Annotated in this window: 18 protein-coding genes, 1 tRNA gene and 3 pseudogenes; 14 read left to right on the top strand and 8 right to left on the bottom strand. The window is 53.9% G+C overall.

The features are described 5' to 3' along the window. Window positions 1–26 precede the first annotated feature (26 nt). Together ACZ1HF_RS03330 and ilvN are read left to right on the top strand one after the other, a co-directional pair. Window positions 27–230 (top strand): hypothetical protein, encoded by a 204-nt coding sequence (locus ACZ1HF_RS03330; RefSeq protein ID WP_472656167.1) that lies wholly within the window; start codon window positions 27–29, stop codon window positions 228–230. A gap of 9 nt (window positions 231–239) precedes the next feature. Then, window positions 240–803 carry an acetolactate synthase small subunit gene (gene ilvN / locus ACZ1HF_RS03325; protein WP_472656166.1) on the top strand — a complete coding sequence of 188 codons (564 nt, stop codon included), beginning with the start codon at window positions 240–242 and terminating at the stop codon, window positions 801–803. Window positions 804–897: 94 nt separating this feature from the next. Here ilvN and ACZ1HF_RS03320 read toward each other — a convergent pair whose 3' ends face one another. The 7 genes and pseudogenes from ACZ1HF_RS03320 to pdxH all read right to left on the bottom strand — a co-directional run bounded on the left by ACZ1HF_RS03320 (window position 898) and on the right by pdxH (window position 8,180). After that, a complete protein-coding gene (locus tag ACZ1HF_RS03320; RefSeq protein WP_472656165.1) occupies window positions 898–1,143 on the bottom strand; it encodes an EF-hand domain-containing protein in 246 nt (81 codons plus the stop codon). Window positions 1,144–1,568: 425 nt separating this feature from the next. After that, complete coding sequence (locus ACZ1HF_RS03315) at window positions 1,569–2,117, bottom strand: ImmA/IrrE family metallo-endopeptidase (protein ID WP_472656164.1); 549 nt, start codon at window positions 2,115–2,117, stop codon at window positions 1,569–1,571. Then, window positions 2,117–5,806, bottom strand: a complete 3,690-nt coding sequence (locus ACZ1HF_RS03310; RefSeq protein WP_472656163.1) for a vitamin B12-dependent ribonucleotide reductase — start codon at window positions 5,804–5,806, stop codon at window positions 2,117–2,119. Before ACZ1HF_RS03310 ends, ACZ1HF_RS03315 begins: the two co-directional genes overlap by 1 nt. Window positions 5,807–6,320: 514 nt before the next feature. Then, window positions 6,321–6,397 (bottom strand) — tRNA-Pro (locus tag ACZ1HF_RS03305). Between the two features lie 47 nt (window positions 6,398–6,444). Then, window positions 6,445–6,909 carry a DUF192 domain-containing protein gene (locus ACZ1HF_RS03300; protein WP_472658969.1) on the bottom strand — a complete coding sequence of 155 codons (465 nt, stop codon included), beginning with the start codon at window positions 6,907–6,909 and terminating at the stop codon, window positions 6,445–6,447. A gap of 7 nt (window positions 6,910–6,916) precedes the next feature. Continuing rightward, window positions 6,917–7,438, bottom strand: coding sequence for a cold-shock protein (locus ACZ1HF_RS03295; RefSeq protein ID WP_472656162.1), 522 nt, complete (start codon window positions 7,436–7,438; stop codon window positions 6,917–6,919). A 137-nt stretch (window positions 7,439–7,575) separates the two neighbouring features. After that, window positions 7,576–8,180, bottom strand: a pseudogene (pdxH, locus tag ACZ1HF_RS03290) (pyridoxamine 5'-phosphate oxidase). A 143-nt stretch (window positions 8,181–8,323) separates the two neighbouring features. Between pdxH and fabI the strand changes: the two are divergent. The 6 genes from fabI (at window position 8,324) to trpE (ending at window position 14,995) form a co-directional block, all read left to right on the top strand. Continuing rightward, window positions 8,324–9,130, top strand: a complete 807-nt coding sequence (gene fabI / locus ACZ1HF_RS03285; protein ID WP_472656161.1) for an enoyl-ACP reductase FabI — start codon at window positions 8,324–8,326, stop codon at window positions 9,128–9,130. Next, on the top strand, window positions 9,127–9,741 hold the full coding sequence (locus ACZ1HF_RS03280) for a LysE family translocator (protein WP_472656160.1): 615 nt from the start codon (window positions 9,127–9,129) through the stop codon (window positions 9,739–9,741). Before fabI ends, ACZ1HF_RS03280 begins: the two co-directional genes overlap by 4 nt. Before the next feature lie 11 nt (window positions 9,742–9,752). Then, the gene (gpt, locus tag ACZ1HF_RS03275) at window positions 9,753–10,256 is read left to right on the top strand and encodes a xanthine phosphoribosyltransferase (protein ID WP_472656159.1); all 504 of its coding nucleotides are present in this window, start codon (window positions 9,753–9,755) and stop codon (window positions 10,254–10,256) included. 96 nt (window positions 10,257–10,352) lie between these two features. Further along, a complete protein-coding gene (locus tag ACZ1HF_RS03270; RefSeq protein WP_472656158.1) occupies window positions 10,353–11,531 on the top strand; it encodes an aminotransferase in 1,179 nt (392 codons plus the stop codon). A gap of 67 nt (window positions 11,532–11,598) precedes the next feature. After that, window positions 11,599–13,470 (top strand): peptidylprolyl isomerase, encoded by a 1,872-nt coding sequence (locus ACZ1HF_RS03265; protein ID WP_472656157.1) that lies wholly within the window; start codon window positions 11,599–11,601, stop codon window positions 13,468–13,470. Between the two features lie 16 nt (window positions 13,471–13,486). Beyond that, a complete protein-coding gene (gene trpE / locus ACZ1HF_RS03260; RefSeq protein WP_472656156.1) occupies window positions 13,487–14,995 on the top strand; it encodes an anthranilate synthase component I in 1,509 nt (502 codons plus the stop codon). Window positions 14,996–15,035: 40 nt separating this feature from the next. Here trpE and ACZ1HF_RS03255 read toward each other — a convergent pair whose 3' ends face one another. After that, window positions 15,036–16,631: a divergent polysaccharide deacetylase family protein gene (locus ACZ1HF_RS03255; RefSeq protein ID WP_472656155.1), complete on the bottom strand. Its 1,596-nt coding sequence runs from the start codon at window positions 16,629–16,631 to the stop codon at window positions 15,036–15,038. A 149-nt stretch (window positions 16,632–16,780) separates the two neighbouring features. Here ACZ1HF_RS03255 and ACZ1HF_RS03250 point away from each other — a divergent pair, with 149 nt between their 5' ends. From ACZ1HF_RS03250 to ACZ1HF_RS03225, 6 genes and pseudogenes are all read left to right on the top strand, one after another. Then, window positions 16,781–17,362, top strand: a complete 582-nt coding sequence (locus ACZ1HF_RS03250; protein ID WP_472656154.1) for an anthranilate synthase component II — start codon at window positions 16,781–16,783, stop codon at window positions 17,360–17,362. Further along, window positions 17,359–18,374 (top strand): annotated as a pseudogene (gene trpD / locus ACZ1HF_RS03245) (anthranilate phosphoribosyltransferase). Before ACZ1HF_RS03250 ends, trpD begins: the two are co-directional and overlap by 4 nt. Next, window positions 18,374–19,036, top strand: a complete 663-nt coding sequence (locus ACZ1HF_RS03240; RefSeq protein WP_472656153.1) for a uracil-DNA glycosylase — start codon at window positions 18,374–18,376, stop codon at window positions 19,034–19,036. Before trpD ends, ACZ1HF_RS03240 begins: the two are co-directional and overlap by 1 nt. Beyond that, window positions 19,033–19,849: pseudogene (gene trpC, locus ACZ1HF_RS03235) on the top strand (indole-3-glycerol phosphate synthase TrpC). The gene ACZ1HF_RS03240 and the pseudogene trpC overlap by 4 nt, the downstream one beginning before the upstream one ends. After that, complete coding sequence (gene moaC, locus ACZ1HF_RS03230; protein ID WP_472656152.1) at window positions 19,849–20,328, top strand: cyclic pyranopterin monophosphate synthase MoaC; 480 nt, start codon at window positions 19,849–19,851, stop codon at window positions 20,326–20,328. Before trpC ends, moaC begins: the two are co-directional and overlap by 1 nt. Beyond that, on the top strand, window positions 20,325–21,503 hold the full coding sequence (locus tag ACZ1HF_RS03225; RefSeq protein WP_472656151.1) for a molybdopterin molybdotransferase MoeA: 1,179 nt from the start codon (window positions 20,325–20,327) through the stop codon (window positions 21,501–21,503). The genes moaC and ACZ1HF_RS03225 overlap by 4 nt, the downstream gene beginning before the upstream one ends. Window positions 21,504–21,512 lie beyond the last annotated feature (9 nt).

The following is a 21,512-nucleotide window of genomic DNA, read 5'->3' as shown; positions in this document are numbered from 1 at the left end:
CTGAACTATTTCAAGCGCGAAATGGTATGCCAACGCTTGTTAGCTTAGAAAACGGAGAGGTCTTCACGGTCTTCTCAGTCACATCTAGTTATGACATGGGTGCCGAACTCGGATGGTTTATGGACCGCTCACCAGATGCAGACGTGTCATCGGACGTTGCTACGTTCTATGGCAATGAAATTGTCGAATTGGCAGACCCAAAAACAGGAACACAACTTCTATCGATGTAGGAACCCACCATGTCCCCCCTAAAAATCAAAAAAGGCACGTCAAAACACTCGGCCTATGACCTCAAAGATCCAAATGCCGACCTCATCGAAACACACACGCTGGCGGTGCTTGTCACCAATGAAGCCGGGGTTCTGGCGCGGGTGATTGGGTTGTTCTCGGGCCGTGGGTACAATATCGACAGCCTGACAGTGGCCGAGGTCGATCACGAGGGCCACCGGTCCCGCATCACAATCGTTACAACCGGGACACCTGCCGTGATTACCCAGATCAAGGCGCAGCTTGGCCGCATGGTGCCTGTGCATGATGTGCATGATCTGACCGAAGAAGGCAGCTCGGTCGAACGGGAACTGGCGCTGTTCAAGGTCGCAGGCACTGGTGAGAAACGCGTCGAAGCCCTGCGGCTGGCGGATATTTTCCGCGCCAATGTGGTGGATTCGACGCTGGAAAGCTTCGTGTTTGAGATGACCGGCACGTCCGAGAAGATCGATGCATTTGCTGATCTGATGCACCCGCTGGGGCTGCTCGAACAGGCCCGCACAGGCGTTGCAGCCTTGGCGCGCGGTAGTAAGTAAGGCTTTAAACGCAGTGCGCCCCGCTCCGGCCTGAGGCAGTCAGACGTGATCGAAACGGGGCGCGCTCTTGCTTTGGGCTAATTACATGAGAGATTTAGCCGTCAGAAGCGCTTGGGATCAGCCCGCCTTCTTCAGCAGCCGTCATTTCTGTTTCATCAACTACACCATCACCGTTCGTGTCTACGGCAGCAAACCCATCTTCAGTCAGGGTTGGGAACACGGCAAGCATTTCAGTGAAGGATACAACTCCGTCACCATCTGTATCCATGTCAGCAACAGCAGCATTAGCTGCGATGCCCATGGCAAAAACTGCAGTAGTCGCGATAAGAACCGTTTTCATAATCGGTCTCCTCGATTAGGTTTCAATCAGAAACCACCCGTCTGGCGGCCTCGAAATCTAATATGGAGCGAAGCAGCCCGGTATGTGAGAGGCAGTTTCAAACTGCCCTAAAAGTGACCTCACGCCGCCTGTTTGCGCTAAAATCTCTGGCAGGGAATTGCTGAAAAAGCACGTTTGGGGCGGAAATTGCAGTTTCGGCAGATTCTGACCCACCATTTACAGTTGGATCGGCAATTTTGAACTTATACTGCCCGACTCTCTTGAATTACAGGAAAAAGGGGTCCCCGAAGGGACCCCAGTTTTGCTGATCAGGCTCATCGTTAGTACCGCCCGTTATTTTTCTGCCTGCGGCCTGATCCGCATCAGGGGCGAACGCATCCGCCCCGTGATCTTGTGCGGAAGTAAAGTACGTCCCGCTTTGTACTTTAATATCTTCGTTTAATAGCAATGCTAACAGCAGCTTGCGACACACCAAACTTCCTTGAAATTTCCCTAATATTGTCCCCATGCAGAGTAATAGCAGCTTTCAGAGCTTGCTGCTCAAAGACGACAGCTTCCACCCAATCGTTTGCTTCTTTCTCTTCCTGGATTTCGCTGGCTGTTGCGTAAAAGTGGTTACTGCCAGCTAAGTCCGCGCGATACGCCTCAGGCGCTAGCGGGTCTTTGAAACGAGGATGTAGGTAATAATGAGCAATCTCGTGCAAAGCGCTCCACCGCTGGCGCAGTACAGAGTGACGCTTATTCACGACAATCTTCCATCCATTTTCCGCAAAAGGTTCAGCCTCTAAGTAACCTGAAATATCTTTAGGAAGCTCTACAAATTCAACGTCAAATCCAAGTTGGGCCGCCAACTCACCAACAGATGGTGGTTGGCCTGAGTTCATAAAATTAAAATTTCGTAGAGCGTTACGATCTTTTCCAGATGGCACGTATTTCAAGGCATCTCTAAATGTTTTTACTACAAGTTTTTCCATCAACTACACCCGCTTGTCCCACCACAGGTGTTGCATTTCATACAGGTGCCGTTGCGCACCAAAGTGTAGTTACCGCATTCGCCGCACGCCTCGCCCTCATAGCCCTGCATTTTGGCTTTGGTACGTGCGTCCATGCTAACCGAGCCCGTAGCCATCCCCGTCCCCGTCTCAGGCACCAGCGCTTGTAATGTGGCAACCGGGTCAGTGGCGCTATCCAGCGCCGTCGCCCCAAAAGAGGTCGTGCTGACCGCATCGGCCACACCGCCTTGCAACACGCGCAATTCCTGCGGGACACGTTTGCGCAGATATCCTGTCGAGCTGATCTGTTTCAGCACTTCCAGCGATTTTGAGGCGGCGTTTTCGCCCAACTCTTCAAAATTACGCACGCCTTCCTGTTCGCCCCGGCCAATATCGTCAAACGTATCACCTGTAGGCTTCACATGGGCCAGATCCGTGCGGTCAAGGTAGCTGACCGCCAATTCGCGGAAGATATAGTCAAGGATCGAGGTCGCGTTCTTGATGCTGTCGTTGCCTTGAACCATGCCAGCAGGCTCAAACTTGGTGAAAGTGAAAGCGTCCACGAATTCTTCCAGGGGCACACCATATTGCAGCCCAACAGATACAGCGATGGCGAAATTGTTCATCATCGCCCGGAAGCCTGCGCCTTCTTTGTGCATGTCGATGAATATCTCGCCCAAGGCGCCATCTTGATATTCGCCGGTGCGCAAATAGACCTTGTGGCCCCCAACGATGGCTTTCTGAGTGTAGCCCTTGCGACGCTCGGGCAGCTTTTCACGGCCACGGGCGACTTCTTTCAGGATCACTTTCTCGATCACCTTCTCGGCCAGCACTTGCGCCTTTTCATGGGTCGTTCCGCTTTCCAGAACTTCCGCGGCTTCATCATCATCTTCGACAAGTGCTGCGGCCAGCGGCTGTGACAGTTTCGAGCCATCACGGTACAGTGCATTGGCCTTCACGCCCAGCGACCAGCTGAGTTCGTAAGCTTTCTGGCAATCCTCGATTGTCGCATCATTGGGCATATTGATCGTCTTGCTGATTGCGCCCGAGATGAAGCTTTGTGCCGCAGCCATCATATAAATGTGGCTGTCCACTGACAGGAACCGTTTACCGGTCTTGCCGCAAGGGTTGGCACAGTCGAAGACGCTGTAATGCTCTTCCTTCAGATGCGGCGCGCCCTCAAGGGTCATCGTGCCACAAACATGGTCATTGGCCGCGTCAATCTGAGCCTTACTGAACCCAAGATGGCGCAGCAGGTCAAAAGTTGGATCGTTCAGCTTATCCGCCGGAATACCCAATGTGCCAGTGCAGAACTCTTCGCCCAAGGTCCATTGGTTCATCACGAAACGGATGTCGAACGCGCTTGGAAGGGCTGCTTCGATCTTGGCCAGCTCTGCCTCGCCAAAACCATGACCGACAAGAGACGTGTGGTTGACCCCCGGCGCATTGCCAAGTGTCGCATGGCCAACCGCGTGACTGACGATTTCCTCAATTTGGGCTGATCCGTAGCCAAGCTTTTCCAAAGCAGCGGGCACAGATTGGTTGATGATCTTGAAATACCCACCACCAGCAAGTTTCTTGAACTTTACCAGCGCGAAATCAGGCTCGATCCCTGTTGTGTCGCAATCCATGACCAGCCCAATGGTGCCGGTTGGGGCAATTACAGTGGATTGCGCGTTACGGTAGCCATGCTTTTCGCCCAATTCCAGCGCATCATCCCAAGCCGTCATGGCAAGCTGCACCAACGCCTGATCCGGGCAAGATACGTGATCCAGTGCCAGGGGCTTGATGTTAAGCGCCTCGTAGCCGTCTTCATGCCCATGGGCTGCATTGCGGTGATTGCGGATCACGCGCAGCATATGATTGGCATTTTTCTCATATCCGGGGAATGGTCCAAGCTCTTTGGCGATCTCGGCGGATGTCGCATAACTGGTGCCAGTCATCACCGCCGTTAGCGCACCACACATGGCCCGGCCCTCGGCGCTGTCATAGCCGTAGCCCATATTCATCAAAAGTCCGCCGATATTGGCATATCCCAAGCCAAGCGTGCGGAAGTCATAACTGCGTTGTGCAATAGCTGGCGATGGGAACTGCGCCATCGTCACCGAGATTTCCAACGTCAGGGTCCAAAGGCGTGTCGCATGTGTATAGAGGTCTGCATCGAACACCCCGTCTTTGTAGAAAGTCAGCAGGTTCATCGATGCCAGATTGCACGCCGTGTCATCCAGGAACATGTATTCAGAACAAGGGTTTGAGCCGCGGATCGCACCATCTTCAGGGCATGTGTGCCACGCATTGACCGTATCATGGTACTGAATGCCCGGATCGGCACAAGCCCAAGCCGCATGGCCGACCTGTTCCCACAAATCCCGCGCTTTAACTGTCTTGGCGACCTTTCCATCCTTGCGATTGACCAGATCCCAATCGGCATCCTCTTCCACCGCCTTCAGGAACGCATCCGTCACCCGAATCGAGTTGTTAGAGTTCTGGCCCGAGACTGAACTATAGGCTTCAGAATCCCAATCCGTGTCATAGGTCGGGAATTCGATGCTGTCATAGCCCTGCTTGGCGTAATCCAGCACGCGTTTTACGTAAGTTTCCGGGATCGAGACCTTCTTTGCTTCGCGGATCGCGTCTTTGAGCTGTGGATTCACTTTTGGATTAGCAGCATCGTCCAGCTTGCCGTCCCAACCCTTGATAGCAGTAAAGATCAGATTCAGCTTCTGTTCGTGCATTTTTGAGCCCGCGACGATGCTGGCCACTTTCTGCTCTTCCAGAACCTTCCAGTTGATGAATTCCTCGATATCGGGGTGATCTGCATCGACGATCACCATTTTGGCCGCCCGGCGGGTTGTACCGCCCGACTTGATCGCACCAGCCGCCCGGTCCCCGATTTTCAGGAAGCCCATCAAGCCTGAAGATTTTCCACCGCCTGACAGGGCTTCTCCGTCTGCGCGAAGCGAACTGAAATTGGTGCCGGTGCCCGAGCCATATTTGAACAAGCGCGCTTCGCGCACCCACAGATCCATGATGCCGCCATCGTTAACAAGGTCATCGCTGACCGACTGAATAAAACACGCATGAGGCTGTGGATGCTCATAAGACGATGCTGACTTGGTCAGCTCGCCAGTTTTGAAATCTACGTAATAGTGACCCTGAGCCGGACCATCGATGCCATAAGCCCAATGCAGGCCAGTATTGAACCATTGCGGTGAATTGGGCGCGGCCATCTGTTTGGCAAGCATGACCCGCATTTCGTCATAATAAGCCTGCGCATCTTCCTCGGTCGAGAAATAGCCACCTTTCCAGCCCCAATAACACCAAGCACCTGCGAGGCGGTCAAAAACCTGCTTTGCCGAGGTTTCACCGCCAAATCGCTGATCTTCCGGCATTTTCTTTAGGGCCGCCTCGTCAGGAACCGAGCGGTGCAAAAATGATGGCACGCCCTTTTCTTTCAACTTCTTCAGCCGTGCAGGCACCCCTGCTTTACGGAAATATTTCTGCGCGATCACATCGCTTGCAACCTGGCTCCAGCCAGCGGGGATTTCGACTTCGTCCAGCTTGAACACAACCGTCCCGTCAGGGTTGCGAATTTCAGAGGATGTTGTGGTGAATTCGAGTGCCGCATAAGCATCTTTACCTGCCTCGGTGAGCTTGCGATCAATTTTCATATCTTCTCTTTCCCGCCTTTGCTGCGCCTAAGCGCCAGTTCCATTTTATTGGCCTGCCTCTGCGGGCCGTCGTGTCTTGAACGTAACGATGAAAGTCCCTAACCCATGTGCGAAACACACAGGCGATGCACCTTACCGATGCTTGCTTAAGTTGATTTTCATCTCGTCCCTACGCGCCACTATATATGGTGGCAATCTCGTTTGCCCCCACAACCTGACGTATAGGCACCTATCAGGTCAACGAATTTTTTAAAGATTTTTTCATCTTTTGCGGATTGACGAAATCTGGAAAATAGGCGTGGGCCCAAGGCCAATATGACGCCACAATATAGTTGCTCACAGGGCCGTCACAGAAAATTTACAAAGAATAAAGAGCTTAGCCAAAAGACCTCTGACACTGCCTGAACTTTTACACAGATTCGCCAACAGAGATTATTCTTACTTTGTAATCATATTACTTATTCATAGCTACGCAGGGCTGCGCTAATCGTAAAACAGAGAGGAAGAATTTAGATGGTCGGGGCGAGAGGATTCGAACCTCCGACCCCCTGTACCCAAAACAGGTGCGCTACCAGGCTGCGCCACGCCCCGACAATCTGATAGTGTCTCTAGCGCCCTGCGCAGGGTTTGAAAAGCCCTTATCCGTCGTTTGAACAGGCCCAAAGCGCAGTTTTCGGATCAAAAGCGGGATGCGCGACCTCAGTGCCGATATCTATGCCCAACTTACGAGACAATCCGCCATTTATTTCAAGGACTGCCAGCAGCCCGTCCCCGCCCCTTATCGGAGTTTCATCAAGGGGAATCGCATTTTCATGAATATGAGCCACCCGTCCCAGAGGATCTATAAAGATCATGTCCAGAGGAATCAGCGTGTTGCGCATCCAGAAGGCCAATGGACCAGGGCGTTCATAGATAAACAGCATGCCGGCACTTGCAGCCATAGTCTCGCGGTTCATCAGCCCTTGCGCACGTTCCGCATGAGTATCGGCAATCTCAACCTGAAATTGCGCCCGCCCCCAGTCACCGCGCAGATGTACAATACCGGGATCACAAAATGCAAAAGCGCCTACTGATGTAGACGCGTAAATGAAAACAGCAATCAGGTTATTTTTACTTGTGGCTAAGGGCGTAATCCCAGTAGTGAACTTCGGCCGCCATTTTACCACGTTCCCCATCTTCAATGCGCAAACAGACCGCCTCACCTGCTTGTAGATCCGCAAGGCCGCACCTTCGCAGAACCTCCACATGCAAGAAGACATCATCTGTTTTTCCATATGCATTGGCAAACCCAAAACCCTTGGCTTTGTCAAACCATTTCACACGTCCGGGGGTAAGTGGCGCGTCGGATACATGGTCTACGGCATCATCCTCATCAACAAGATCGATGGGTGGCGCAACAGAGAGAACCTCAACAGCCTGCATCCCGCGGTCAGTTTGCTGCACATTCATTTCAACAACGCTGCCATCTGCGATGGAACTCTGTCCGAAGTTTCGCAAGACGTTCGCATGCAAAAGTATATCAGGCCCGCCCGTGTCAGACACGACGAACCCAAACCCTTTTACTACATCAAACCATTTGACGCGTCCGACAACAAAACTTGTATCGTCGGCAATCTCTATATTTTTTGTCATCCAAGCTGTGCTGAATATTTCAGCATCCCCAAGGCTGCCCATGTTATATCCTCGGCATTTAGTATAATCCCAAAGTCTCACGGAACCAGCTCAAAAAAAAGTAAGTGTTTCCTGTCCTCTTAACAGTGAGTCTAACGCTACGGGTTAAGGCGTGTCACGTCCCATGATGTACGTTCTGCTTTTTTCTCCATTGGAAACGGTCGTGTAACCGGAATGCACCATCTGCCCAAAACTCAATCTCAACAGGGGTTAGTCTAAAACCGCCCCAAAACGGTGGTCTCTGCGGGTTAGGCCCTTGCTCTGCAGTCACTTTTGCCACTTTAGCCATAAGAGCTACCCGCGACGATAAAGGCTTGGACTGGTCCGATGCCCATGCCCCCAATCTGCTCTTGAGTGAGCGTGTTTCGTAATATTCGTCTGCTTTCGGACCATCTTCGCGGGTAATTGTACCACGAACACGTATTTGACGCCGCAAAGATTTCCAATGTATCACAAAGGCTGCCTTGCCAGACATATCCAGCTCAGTTGCTTTGACACTATTGTAATTCGTGTAAAACACAAAAGCATCGTCTTCGATATCCTTCAGCAAAACCATACGAATATTCGGCAAACCTTCGCCGTCGACCGTTGAAAGGGCAATTGCGTTGGGATCGTTCGGCTCGCTTTCAACGGCCTCGGCCATCCAATTACGTACGATCACAAAAGGATCATCGCCCGCAAATATGCCGGTTCTATCTGTCATCTGCCCCACCAAATTTAACAAGAATATTGCGATAACAAGCTCGTTACCCATTTTCAAGAATGACGCCACGTAGCGTCATCGCTTGAAGCGCACATAGCTTTCGCCTAAACCCGTCACATAACAAGACAAACAAGAGGAATGGCATGTCAAACGGATTGATGGCTGGTAAACGCGGCCTGATCATGGGCGTTGCAAATGACAAGTCAATTGCTTGGGGGATCGCGAAAGCCTGTGCCGATCAGGGAGCAGAAATTGCATTTTCCTATCAGGGTGAGGCACTGTTGAAACGAGTGCGACCACTGGCAGACTCAATTGGCGCGAAACATGTATTGCCATGCGATGTCGGTGATCCAGCTTCGATCGATGCGCTGTTTGAAACATTGAAGGCTGATTGGGGCAAGTTGGACTTTTTGGTTCATGCCATTGGTTTCTCTGATAAAAACGAGCTGCGCGGCCGTTATGTGGATACCAGTCCTGAAAATTTCCGCATGAGCATGGATATCTCGGTCTATTCTTTCACAGCAGTGGCGCAACGGGCCGAGAAGATGATGACTGATGGCGGCGCGATGCTGACACTCACCTATTATGGCGCTGAGAAAGTCATGCCGCATTATAATGTGATGGGTGTGGCAAAGGCTGCCCTGGAAGCCTCGGTGCGTTATATGGCCGAAGATCTTGGCAAACAGGGCATCCGCGTGAATGCGATTTCGGCGGGAACCATAAAAACGCTGGCAGCCTCGGGTATTGGGGATTTCCGGTATATCATGAAGTGGAACGAGTATAATTCCCCGCTACGCCGCACCGTGACGCAGGAAGAAGTGGGGAAATCAGCATTATACCTGTTGTCCGACCTGGGCTCGGCCGTAACGGGCGAAGTGCTGCATGTGGATGCCGGTTATCATGTTGTCGGTATGAAAGCCGTAGACGCCCCGGATATCGAAAAATCATGACTCTGACGGCCTTTCTGTCAGTTGTCCTAATTCACATAATGGCAGCTATCAGCCCCGGCCCATCCTTTGTGGTCTGTGTCCGCACGGCTGCAACTGAAGGGTTTGGCGTTGCTGTGGCTTTGGCCGTCGGTTTTGGGCTGGGCGCGGTTTTGTGGGCAGGCGCCGCTCTGGCGGGGCTTGCCTTGCTATTTGATCTGGTGCCGGGATTGTTCACAGGGCTCAAACTGTTCGGTGGGGCGTTTTTACTGTTTATTGCCTTTACGATGTGGCGCCACGCCGAAGCGCCGCTGCCGATGGTCGCAGAAAGCGCGCCGTCCCGCAGTATATTGTCAGCTGTGCGCTTTGGCTTTCTGACATTTGTAGCCAACCCCAAGACGGCAGTATTTTTCGGTGCGGTTTTCATCGGTCTTGTGCCCGCCGGAACACCGCTTCTGACACTTGTAGCCCTTCTGGCCATCATTTTCATAAACGAAACCTTGTGGTATATCATCGTTGCGCGGCTCTTTTCTTTATCAAGCGCCCGATCCATATACGCGAGATTGAAAACCACCGTTGACCGCACTTTTGGCGGGTTGATCGCCCTGTTCGGGATCAAGATTGCATTAAGCTGAGGAACGTAGCTATGACAGACCGCCTGCCCCACGAAAAAGGTTTTCATATCAGCTGGGATCAGATCCACCGCGATAGCCGCGCTCTGGCATGGCGATTGGACGGGCATGGACCGGATAACGGAGCCTGGCGGGCGGTCGTGGCGATTACCCGTGGTGGCATGGCCCCGGCGATGATTGTCGCGCGGGAGCTTGATATTCGCACTGTCGATACAATCTCGATCAAAAGCTATGATTACCAGACACAATCCGAAGCCGAAGTCCTCAAACACCCTGATGGGCAAATGATGGGGGACGGCACAGGCATTCTGATCGTGGATGATTTGGTTGATTCGGGTAAAACTCTCGAAGTCGTCCGTGCGCTTTATCCAAACGCCCATTTTGCGACTGTTTATGCAAAGCCCAAAGGGAGACCACAGGTTGATACATTTATCACTGAAGTGTCTCAGGACACTTGGATTTTCTTTCCGTGGGATATGGCAATGCAATATGTGAAACCATATCGCGGAACGGATTGACCCGATGGAAACAAGCTTTCCGCGCCCGGGTGACTTTGGTGCGCGATTTTTCATAGAAAAATCGTATTTTACATCGCTTAAAAGGACGTAAAGGTCATGCATTTGCTGAACCCGAATATGGCCAGAACGACACCTCCCCCTGTGATGGAAGCACGGCGCTGGCTGGAAGGCGTAACCTTTTCGTCCAAGCAGCCCTTAATCAATGTGTCTCAAGCCGCGCCGGTCGATCCGCCTCCGGTCGCTTTACGCGAGGCGATTGCTCAGGCTGCACTCGAAGATGACAGCGCACATATCTACGGCCCCGTATTGGGCCTGCCCGAGTTGCGCAGTGAAGTGGCGGCGCAATGGGCGCGAATTTATGACGGCAAGGTCACGGAAGAACAGGTGGCGATTACCTCTGGCTGCAATCAAGCATTTGCCGCAACAATTGCGACATTGGCAACGCCGGGTGATGAGATCATTCTGCCGACGCCGTGGTACTTCAACCACAAGATGTGGCTTGATATGAGCGGTATAGCCGCGGTCCCCCTTCTTACAGGCGAGGGCCTGCTACCCGATCCAGACGAAGCAGCACGTCTGATTACGCGTAAGACACGCGCCATCGTTCTGGTTACGCCCAACAATCCCGGCGGTGTGGAGTATCCTGCTCAAATTCTACGTGCTTTTTACGAACTTTGTGCTGCGAAAGGCATCGCGCTTATCGTCGATGAGACCTACCGTGATTTCGATAGTCGCACTGGGGCCCCGCACGATCTGTTCACTTCGGATTGGGACGACACCCTGATCCAGCTCTATTCATTCTCCAAGGCCTACCGGCTGACAGGGCACCGCATCGGCGCTATGATTGCAAGCCCTGCCCGGTTAGCTCAGGCAGAGAAGTTCCTCGATACAGTTGCAATCTGCCCAAATCAGCTGGGCCAGCGCGCAGCCCTTTGGGGAATGCGTAACCTTGGCGATTGGCTGGGCGAACAACGCACCGAAATTCTGGACCGTAAGGCAGCCATTGTCGAAGGGTTCCCCGCGCTGGCAGACAATGATTGGAAACTACGTGGCACAGGGGCTTATTTCGCCTATGTCAAGCATCCGTTCGACATACACTCAGAGGAACTTGCACAAAAAATGGTGCGCAAGATCGGCGTTCTGTGCTTGCCCGGCACAATGTTTGTCCCAGCCAATGACCGCTGGGGCAGAACCGAGCTCAGGATCGCTTTTGCCAACATTGACCGCTCTGGTATCGCAAAGTTGTTTGCTCGTCTCGAAAAGCTCAAATTCTGAGCCTTGCCCCCTTCCCCGCAACGGTTTACCTAACACTTCGAATGCGGGCGAAACAGGATAAGAACATATGGCAAAGAGTGCGGCTAAAAAAACGTCAAACTTCTTTATGTGGGTTTTGATGATCCTGTTGATTGTCGGGCTTGCCGGATTTGGCCTAAACGGGCTTGGCGGCACCATTACCGAGGTCGGTAGTGTCGGCAAAACATCCATTCCCGTGGTCGATTATCAACGCGCCTTGCAACAGGAAATGGCGTTTGAGCAGCGCCAAACGGGCGAACCCGTCAGCCTGCGCGACGCCCAGCAAAATGGCATCAGCCAGCGTATTCTGGAAAATTTGGCCGCAACAGCTGCCCTGACGGAAGAGGCGCGTGTTATGGGCTTGTCTGTTGGCGATGCGGAAGTTGCGCGCCAATTACGCGAAGTCCCGCAATTTCAGGGACCGGGCGGGCAATTTGACCGTGAAGCTTATGAATTTTCACTGCAGCAAAACGGCATTCGCCCGAACGAATTCGAGGACACATTGCGCAGCACTGCAGCGCGGCAGTTGCTACAACAGGCCGTTACCAGTGGGTTGACGCTGAATGATACTTATGCAGAAACACTTTATACCTTTCTGGCAGAACAACGCAGCTTTCGCTGGGCACCTTTGACGAAAGACATGCTGGTTGGCCCAAACAAAGTGCCAACAGAGGACGAATTGGCAGCATATTTCGATGAGAATGCCGACCAGTTCAAAACACCTGAGCTACGGCGGGTGACGTATACCTGGCTCACGCCAGAGATGTTGCTTTCAGAGATCGAAGTGGATGATCAGATTTTACGCGACGCTTATGAAGAACGCTCGGCCGAATTCAATCAACCCGAAAGACGTCTGGTTGAACGCTTGGCGTTCAGCACTGTCGAAGCTGCGCAAGACGCCAAAACACAGATCGAAAATGGCGATACGACCTTTGAAAAGCTGGTCGAAGACCGCGGGTTGACACTGGAAGACGTCAGCCAAGGCGAAGTCGCCCGCGCAGATCTGGACGGTGCCATTGCCGATGCCGTCTTTGCCCTAGAGGAACCGGGGCTCACCGATCCGGTCGAAACATCACTTGGGCCGGCGCTTTATCGAATCAACGCCGTTCTGGAGGCCACAAGCCGGCCCTTTGAGGAAGTCCGAGAAGAGCTATTGAGCCAAACAACCGCTGATCGCGCCAGACGCAATATTGTTGGCATGTTTGACGATATCGACGACCAGCTTGTCGGTGGTGCAACACTGGAAGAACTTGCCGAAAGCACCGCGATGGAAGTTGGAACGCTTGATCTAGGGCCAGAGACCTCGGACGGGATTGCAGGCTACGACGAATTTCGCGAAGAGGCTGCGCGGATCAGCACAGATGATTTTCCCGAACTGCGCGAGCTGAGCGATGGTGGCATCTTCTCGGTGCGACTTGATGAAATTATTGAACCAACCTTGCCTGATCTGGACAACATCCGCGATGATGTTTTGGCAGCTTATGATGCGGAACAGACCCGCATCCGCCTGACAGAAATGGGCAATACACTGCGCGATCAAATGACCAATGGCACAGCGATGGAAGCTCTGGGGCTTGATCCGCGCAGCGAAGAAAACCTGACACGTCGATCTTTTGTAGAAGGCGCGCCACAGACAATGATGCAGGCGGTTTTTGCTTTGGAAGACGCCAGCAGCGCTGTCTTGCTTAGCGGCAGCAGTGGCTTTGCGCTGGTTGAGCTAACAAATATCACACCACCCGACATGGAAACGGAGGAAGCCCAGGCGTTTCTACCAAACCTAAGCGCACAGGCCAGCCAAGGCATGGCCTCCGATGTGTTTGAGCAGTTTGGCCAGGCGGTGCAACGGCGTCACGGGTTGACGATCAATCAGGTCGCATTGGACGCACTGCACACCAATACACAGCATAACGCGCCTTACTGACAAAGGAACTTGCCCCGTGGCCCTGCATCCGGAATTTAACGCCTTTGAGGCAGGGTTTAGCGCCGACAAAAACCAGATCGTATACACACGTCTGGCTGCTGATCTGGACACGCCAGTCTCGCTAATGCTGAAATTGACGGATGCGCAAACCGATAGTTTCGTACTGGAATCTGTGACAGGCGGTGAGGTGCGCGGGCGCTATTCAATCATAGGTATGAAGCCCGATCTGATCTGGCGCTGCAACGGTACAACATCCGAGCTGAACAAAAGCGCGCGCTATGATCGTGAGGCGTTTGAGTCTTGCGCAGACGACCCGCTCAGCGCTTTGCGCGCTTTGATCGCTGAAAGCCGGATCGAGATGCCTGAAGGGCTGCCAGCGGCGTCGGCCGGGCTGTTTGGCTATCTTGGCTATGACATGATCCGGCTGGTTGAACATCTGCCTGATGTGAACCCTGATGTGCTGGGTGTGCCAGATGCGGTGATGATCCGCCCCTCGGTGATTGCGGTACTGGACGGCGTCAAGGGTGAGGTCATTGTGGTAAGCCCCGCCTGGGTGCGCGATGGTATCAGTGCCAAAGCCGCTTATGCGCAGGCCGCAGAACGGGTCATGGACGCCGTGCGTGATCTGGAACGCGCAGCGCCCGTAGCGAGTCGTGATCTGGGCGACGCGGTTGAAGCGGCAGAGCCTGTGTCGAACTTTACCCATGAAAGCTATCTGGCCGCAGTTGAAACTGCCAAAGAATATATCCGCGCGGGCGACATCTTTCAGGTCGTCCCGTCTCAGCGTTGGACGCAAGACTTTGCACTACCGCCGTTTTCGTTGTACCGGGCGCTCAGGCGGACCAATCCATCACCTTTCATGTTCTACTTCAACATGGGCGGATTTCAGATTGTCGGCGCATCACCAGAGATACTGGTCCGCGTCTTCGGCACCGAGGTGACTATCCGGCCCATCGCTGGCACCCGTCCCCGCGGAAAAACCCCTGAAGAAGACCGCGCTTTGGAAGCTGACCTGCTTGCCGACCCGAAAGAGATGGCGGAACACCTGATGCTGCTGGATCTGGGCCGTAATGATACAGGCAAAGTGTCAAAGATCGGGACTGTGAAGCCGACGGAACAATTCATCATCGAACGCTACAGCCACGTGATGCACATCGTCTCAAACGTGGTGGGTGAGTTAAGCGGTGATCACGACGCGCTCTCGGCGCTTCTGGCAGGTCTGCCTGCCGGCACGGTTTCAGGTGCCCCCAAAGTGCGGGCGATGGAAATTATCGACGAATTGGAGCCGGAAAAACGCGGAGTGTATGGCGGCGGCTGTGGGTATTTCGCAGCCAATGGCGATATGGATATGTGCATCGCCCTGCGCACAGCTGTTATCAAGGACGAAAAGCTCTATATTCAAGCGGGCGGCGGTGTCGTTTACGACAGCGACCCGGAAGCTGAATTTCAGGAAACCGTCAACAAAGCCAAGGCAATCCGCGCGGCTGCGAAAGAAGCCGGATTGTTCCAACGGCGTGGAAATTGATCAGCTGACAGCCTTCATATCCAGAACTTAGGCGGACAACCTAACCCTGTGTCTGTTCTTCTTCATCCAGCATGATTGTAGATACAGGCGCAATCGTCAGATCAGAGCCCTTGCCCTCAAGGCTCCACTCAACCAGCGCCTTTACGGTATCAGGGTAGTTGTGCCCAACCAGAACGACATTGCCATCATTACCTGCTGCAAAGGCAGCCCGTTCGAGATAGCGCTTGATATCTGCAGATGGTTCCTTATCGCTATCAAGTATACGGAAGACAGTGGCCGCAGGAACACCTTCCCGTTCTGCGGTTTGTTTGGCCGTATTCAGGCCGCGCTTATAGGTGATCAACCCATGGCCAGTGCTTACCAACGCGCCGATCATCGGTTTCAACACACGGCTGTTTCCCTGCACCTTAGCGTCAGGTGGGTTCATTACAGCAATGGCCTGATCCAACACGCCGAAATAACCCGTCATCGCCACCTCGACATCGGCGGGCGTGGCGGTGGCCGGTAGATCGCGTACAACCGCGATCACCTCTATCCCGGCATCCCGATAGGTTTTCATGGTCTCGCGTGCATTCGCCGCAGAAGGGTCAACGGCAACGCTCACGGGGATGGATATATCTTTCAGCTTGTCGCGCGCGACGCCTTCGTCCCCTGCGTCGATCAGGATGATCGACATCAAGGCAGAATCCGTCTGCCCGTCAAATACTGCCGCGTTGTCGCGCAGTGCATTGCCCGGCGTTGCCTCTGCAACCGCTGCGTCGTCTGGCGCTGCCGGTTGCGTGGCATTCGGCTCTACCGGGTTTGTAACTGTTGGCAAGCGGTTCGTCACGACGCCATCCACCGGGTTTGTGACCGGTTCGACAGGTATTGTTATCGCTTTCTCTGCGACCAGTGTTTTGCCAGCCGTATTTTGCGTTCGGTTGGTGATAGAGCGGTCAGTCAAACGAACTGCAGGTTTGAAAACAGCCCCAGGCTTAGCAGCGGCAACCAGCACAGCCGTTTTCGTATCAAGATCAGGTTGAGCATCCAAATCAGCACGAACAACCAGACCACGTGGCCTTGGCGTAAGCGGTGCCGCAGTCACATTGAAAACAATTGCAGGTTTATTGGCATCCTGAACCGCGGGTTGTTGCAGATCAACATCAAGAATGGACAATTGCGGGGTTTTGTCATCGACCACGGCAACTTCGACCTCTGGCGCGCGATCAGCGCTTTCTTGCTTAAGCTGAGATTGTGAGGGGCTGGCGACGGCTGGCTCTTCTATTTTCGCAGCTGGCGGAATCTGCGGAGCGGTAGTTATCGTCAACTCGGAATCGGCATTTGCAGAAGGAACAACACCAGCAACTGCAACTTCTGCATTCTGCGGTGTTGTAAGTGCAGGTTCAGAGACGGCGACTTTCGGGGCAACCGGTTCTGGCGCAACAGGTTTTGGGTCGATACCAGGGGCCGGTTCAACCTTCGCCACATCAACCGTATCCGCTGTATTCTCCGAAGACGGTGCGTCTGCGGGCACTTCCATAGCGATACGACGCATTTGTTCGGATTTGTTCATCGGGGTGTAGAGCGATACCATCGCCAATACCGCCACACCGGCAACGCCGCCCAGTATTGTTCCTGCTGCTAAACCTTTGCCCATTGGTATATCCTTGTTAACTGCTCGCTCTATATGCGTCTTGTTTTTATAAAGTCAGGCCCATTACTGGCCTTGACCCCGACGCCTTGCTCTGTCCAAGTATACCCGGACTGGCCGGGTGCGAAAAGCCCTTTCGAATTCAAGGGGAAACCATGTTACTTCTCATAGATAACTATGACAGTTTCACATATAATCTGGTGCATTATTTTGGCGAACTTGGGGCGGATGTAAGGGTTTTCCGCAACGATGCGCTGGATGTGCAGCAGGCAATGGCGCTAAATCCAGCAGGTATTGTGCTGAGCCCCGGACCGTGTGATCCGGCGCAGGCTGGTATCTGTCTGGCCCTGACTGAAGCCGCTGCCGAGATCAGCACGCCTCTATTTGGGGTCTGTCTTGGCCATCAAGCCATTGGCGAGGTGTTTGGCGGCAAGGTCATTCGTCATAGCGAGATTGTCCATGGCAAAATGGGTCGCGTTCTTCATAAAAGGAAAAGCGTTTTCAAAGACTTACCGTCACCCTTTGAAGCGACCCGCTATCATTCGCTTGTGGTGGATCGGAACAGCCTGCCCGATGTACTAGACGTCACCGCCGAGCTAGCGGATGGCACAATCATGGGACTACAGCACAAGACAAAGCCCATACATGGCGTGCAATTTCATCCCGAAAGCATTGCCTCGGAGCACGGGCATAAACTTATGCAAAATTTCCTTGATACCCTGAAAGTTCCAGCATGAGCGAAATATTAAAGCCGCTGATCGGCATTGCCGCAGATCGTCCGCTGACACGCCAAGAAGCAGAAGCCGCATTTGAAATTTTGTTCGAGGGCGATGCAACTCCGGCGCAAATGGGCGGCTTTCTAATGGCCTTGCGCACGCGTGGCGAAACCGTTGACGAATATGCGGCAGCGGCGGCTGTGATGCGCTCAAAATGCAAACCCGTCATAGCCCCTGAAGGCGCAATTGATATCGTCGGTACGGGTGGCGATGGTAAAGGCACGCTGAATATCTCGACCGCAACGGCGTTTGTCGTTGCCGGTGCGGGCGTAACAGTGGCTAAACACGGGAACCGTAATCTGAGTTCTCAGTCCGGGGCTGCGGATGCACTGGGGCAGATGGGAATAAACGTCATGGTCGGCCCAGACGTGGTTGACCGCGCCATTGCCGAGGTCGGTATAGGTTTCATGATGGCCCCAATGCACCACCCTGCCATTGCCCATGTCATGCCAACACGGGCTGAACTTGGCACGCGCACGATCTTTAATATTCTTGGGCCACTGACCAACCCCGCAGGGGTAAAACGGCAACTTACGGGCGCGTTTTCAAGGAGCTGATCCGCCCCATGGCGGAAACTCTGGGGCAACTCGGCTCTGACGTTGCATGGCTGGTTCACGGATCGGATGGAACTGACGAGCTGACCATCACCGGCAAAAGCTGGGTGGCTGTGCTTGAAAACGGTATGGTGCGCGATACAGAAATTCATCCGGAAGATGCAGGTCTGCCGGTTTACCCGTTCGAAGATATTCTGGGCGGTACGCCCGAAGAAAACGGGAAGGCCTTCGCGGCTTTGTTGGATGGTGTGCCATCAGCCTACCGAGACGCCGTTTTGCTGAATGCAGCAGCAGCACTGGTGGTTTCCGGAAAGGTCAAGCTTCTGGCAGAAGGTGCTGATCTTGCGCGTGAAAGTATCGATAGCGGTGCTGCAAAAGCAACAATGCAAGCGCTGGCTGCTATCACACAGACCGCCTGATGCGACTAGATACCTCGCGCCTTGGGGCATGGTCTGATCTGTCCTTCTTCACCAACGCCTTGCCCTTTATCGAAGCAGCACTTGGCGCGGAAACACGCAACATCCTGCCCCCGGCACCCAAGATGTTCACAGCGCTGGAAATGACTCAACCAGAGGACACCCGCGTCGTAATTCTGGGCCAGGACCCATATCCGACATCCGGCCATGCCCATGGGTTGGCTTTCTCGGCAGAGCCAGATGTACACCCCCTGCCCCGATCTTTGGCCAATATCTTCAAAGAGATGCAGGCCGACATTGGTATTGCACCTCCAAACGCTGACCTGCGGCCATGGGCACGGCAAGGCGTGCTGCTGCTCAACACTGCACTAACAGTCCCTGAAGGTGAGGCCGGAGGACATATGAAGCTAGGATGGCAAGATCTGACACTGGATATCCTGCGCCTTCTTGATACGCACCCACGTGCTTTTTTGCTATGGGGCAAGCCTGCACAAAAGCTGGGGGCGCATCTTAAAAACCCTGATCATCTAAGGATTGAGACCGCCCATCCGTCCCCACTATCTGCCCGGCGCGGGTTTTTCGGGTCGCGCCCATTTTCCAAAGTGAACCAATGGTTGGACAATCGGAACCAAACCCCCGTAAATTGGGTTGAGGAGATATCATGACCAACACCATTCTGGACAAAATCAAAGCCTACAAGCTGGAAGAGGTCGCCGCGCGCAAGGCTACATGCCCTTTGGAAGAGCTTGAGGCCAAAGCCCAAGACGCGCCAGAGCCGCGCGGTTTCAAACAGGCGCTGATTGATGCGTCCCATACGGGCGGTTACGGGCTGATTGCCGAGATCAAGAAGGCCAGCCCGTCCAAGGGGCTGATCCGCGCGGATTTCAATGTGCCCGCGCTTGCGCAAGCCTATGCCAATGGGGGGGCTACGTGTTTGTCTGTGCTGACCGACACGCCCTCGTTTCAAGGGGCGGATGAGTTTCTGGTTCAAGCGCGGGAAACCGTGAATTTACCGGTGCTTCGCAAGGATTTTCTTTATGACCCCTATCAAGTGCTCAGAATCCCGCGCCTTGGGGGCCGATTGCATTCTGATCATCATGGCTTCAGTCAGTGATGCCCAAGCGCGCGAGCTGGAACAAGCGGCCGAAGATCTGAACATGGATGTTCTGATCGAAGTTCACAACGCACAAGAGCTGGAACGCGGCGTGCAATTGAACTCGGAGCTTTTGGGGATAAATAACCGTGATCTCAACACGTTCGAGGTTTCTCTTGAGACAACGCGAACGCTGGCACGCAATGTGCCGGAGGGTAAGATTATTGTGTCCGAAAGCGGCTTGTTCGAACCCGGTGATTTGGCTGACATCGCTCGCTATGGCGCGCGCTGTTTCCTGATCGGAGAAAGCCTGATGCGCCAAGCCGATGTAGAAGCCGCGACACGTCACATTCTGAGCCAGAAGCCAGCCGTCGGGGGCATGTGATGGCGAAGCTGACCCATTTTGACGGCAAGGGCGACGCTCATATGGTGGATGTGTCCGACAAGCCGGTGACAACGCGGGTCGCTGTGGCGCAAGGCTGTGTGACCATGCGGGCCGAGACGCTTGCACATATCACCCAAGGCACCGCCAAGAAAGGTGACGTGCTGGGTGTGGCTCGGCTGGCAGGGATCATGGGGGCCAAGAAGACGTCTGACCTGATCCCGCTGTGTCACCCACTACCAATCACCAAAGTAGCTTTGGAGCTAACCCCTGACGAAACGCTACCGGGTGTCAGGATCGAAGCGACGGTTAGCACAAAGGGACAAACCGGCGTTGAGATGGAGGCGTTGACGGCAGTTTCTACTGCGGCGCTCACGCTCTATGACATGCTAAAGGCTGTCGAGAAAGCGATGGAAATCAGGGACATAAAACTCACCCTGAAAGACGGTGGAAAATCCGGGCGGTTCGAGGCCCCCCAGTGATTACCGTCGCTGAAGCGCTCGATAAGTTGCTGAAGTTGCCCCAACCAACCAAGATCGAGTATATTCCCTTAACACAAGCCGCTGGTCGTGTGCTGGCGGAAGACATCACAGCAATCCGTGCGCAGCCACCTTTTGCGGCCTCAGCCATGGATGGCTATGCCATTACTGATGAAATCCCTGTATCCGGCGCGACCTACCGGATAATCGGCGAAGCCGCGGCAGGTCATGGGTTTTCGGGCGTGATCGCTGAAGGTGAGGCAGTGCGGATATTTACAGGCGCACCGGTTCCCGAAGGTGGCAAACGCGTTATTATTCAGGAAGATGTCGCGGCCCACGAAGATCAAATCACCCTTGGTGATAAGCTGGATAAAGGCACACATATCCGTCCGGCTGGTGGTGATTTTAATATCGGAGACAAGCTACAGGCCCCTTGCCGCCTGACGCCATCACATCTTGCGCTTGCGGCCTCGATGAACCTTGCGGTGTTGCCGGTACGGCGCAAACCTGTGATTGCCTTGATTGCCACGGGTGACGAACTGGTGATGCCCGGCGAAATTCCGACACAGGATCAAATCATCGCCTCTAACACATTTAGCTTGCAGGCAATGTTTGCAGCCGCAGGCGCGGAGCCGCGCCTGTTGCCTATTGCCCGCGACACACCAAGCGCCTTGCAGCAGGTCTTGTCCCTTGCGAAAGATGCGGATCTTATTGTGACAATTGGTGGCGCCTCCGTTGGGGATCACGATCTGGTTGAACAAGTTGCCGCCGATATGGGGCTGGAACGGGCGTTCTACAAAGTTGCCATGCGTCCCGGAAAACCACTGATGGCAGGTCGCTTAGGTCAGTCCACAATGGTTGGGCTGCCTGGAAACCCTGTTTCTTCAATGGTTTGTGGCGAGATATTTATACAGCCGATGATCGACGCCTATTTGGGTCTACCCGCAGGCCCGCGGATACGACACATGGCGGCGCTCTCGGCCCCGTTGAGCCAGAACGGACCGCGTGAACATTATATGCGGGCGCAGTTTGATTTGTCTGATCGCACGGTTCGCGTCTTTGAAAAGCAGGATAGCTCACTTCTGAGCGTGCTAAGTGCCTCGAATGCCTTGGTTGTTCGCCCCCCTGACGACCCGCCACGTGAGACCGGCGATATGGTGGAGGTGATACTGCTTTGATACAACCCG

Source organism: Litoreibacter sp. GN1-5, from assembly GCF_055693805.1.
Note: the sequence above shows the minus strand (reverse complement) of the source record. Positions and strands in the feature narration are given on the sequence as shown.

Coding starts and splice junctions, on each gene's coding strand:
- moaC (WP_472656152.1), top strand. CDS start 19,849: ATGGCGAAGCTGACCCATTTTGACGGCAAGGGCGACGCTCATATGGTG.
- ilvN (WP_472656166.1), top strand. CDS start 240: ATGTCCCCCCTAAAAATCAAAAAAGGCACGTCAAAACACTCGGCCTAT.
- ACZ1HF_RS03240 (WP_472656153.1), top strand. CDS start 18,374: ATGCGACTAGATACCTCGCGCCTTGGGGCATGGTCTGATCTGTCCTTC.
- ACZ1HF_RS03330 (WP_472656167.1), top strand. CDS start 27: ATGCCAACGCTTGTTAGCTTAGAAAACGGAGAGGTCTTCACGGTCTTC.
- ACZ1HF_RS03315 (WP_472656164.1), bottom strand. CDS start 2,117: ATGGAAAAACTTGTAGTAAAAACATTTAGAGATGCCTTGAAATACGTG.
- fabI (WP_472656161.1), top strand. CDS start 8,324: ATGTCAAACGGATTGATGGCTGGTAAACGCGGCCTGATCATGGGCGTT.
- ACZ1HF_RS03295 (WP_472656162.1), bottom strand. CDS start 7,438: ATGACAAAAAATATAGAGATTGCCGACGATACAAGTTTTGTTGTCGGA.
- ACZ1HF_RS03310 (WP_472656163.1), bottom strand. CDS start 5,806: ATGAAAATTGATCGCAAGCTCACCGAGGCAGGTAAAGATGCTTATGCG.
- gpt (WP_472656159.1), top strand. CDS start 9,753: ATGACAGACCGCCTGCCCCACGAAAAAGGTTTTCATATCAGCTGGGAT.
- ACZ1HF_RS03255 (WP_472656155.1), bottom strand. CDS start 16,631: ATGGGCAAAGGTTTAGCAGCAGGAACAATACTGGGCGGCGTTGCCGGT.
- ACZ1HF_RS03270 (WP_472656158.1), top strand. CDS start 10,353: ATGCATTTGCTGAACCCGAATATGGCCAGAACGACACCTCCCCCTGTG.
- ACZ1HF_RS03320 (WP_472656165.1), bottom strand. CDS start 1,143: ATGAAAACGGTTCTTATCGCGACTACTGCAGTTTTTGCCATGGGCATC.
- ACZ1HF_RS03250 (WP_472656154.1), top strand. CDS start 16,781: ATGTTACTTCTCATAGATAACTATGACAGTTTCACATATAATCTGGTG.
- ACZ1HF_RS03265 (WP_472656157.1), top strand. CDS start 11,599: ATGGCAAAGAGTGCGGCTAAAAAAACGTCAAACTTCTTTATGTGGGTT.
- ACZ1HF_RS03280 (WP_472656160.1), top strand. CDS start 9,127: ATGACTCTGACGGCCTTTCTGTCAGTTGTCCTAATTCACATAATGGCA.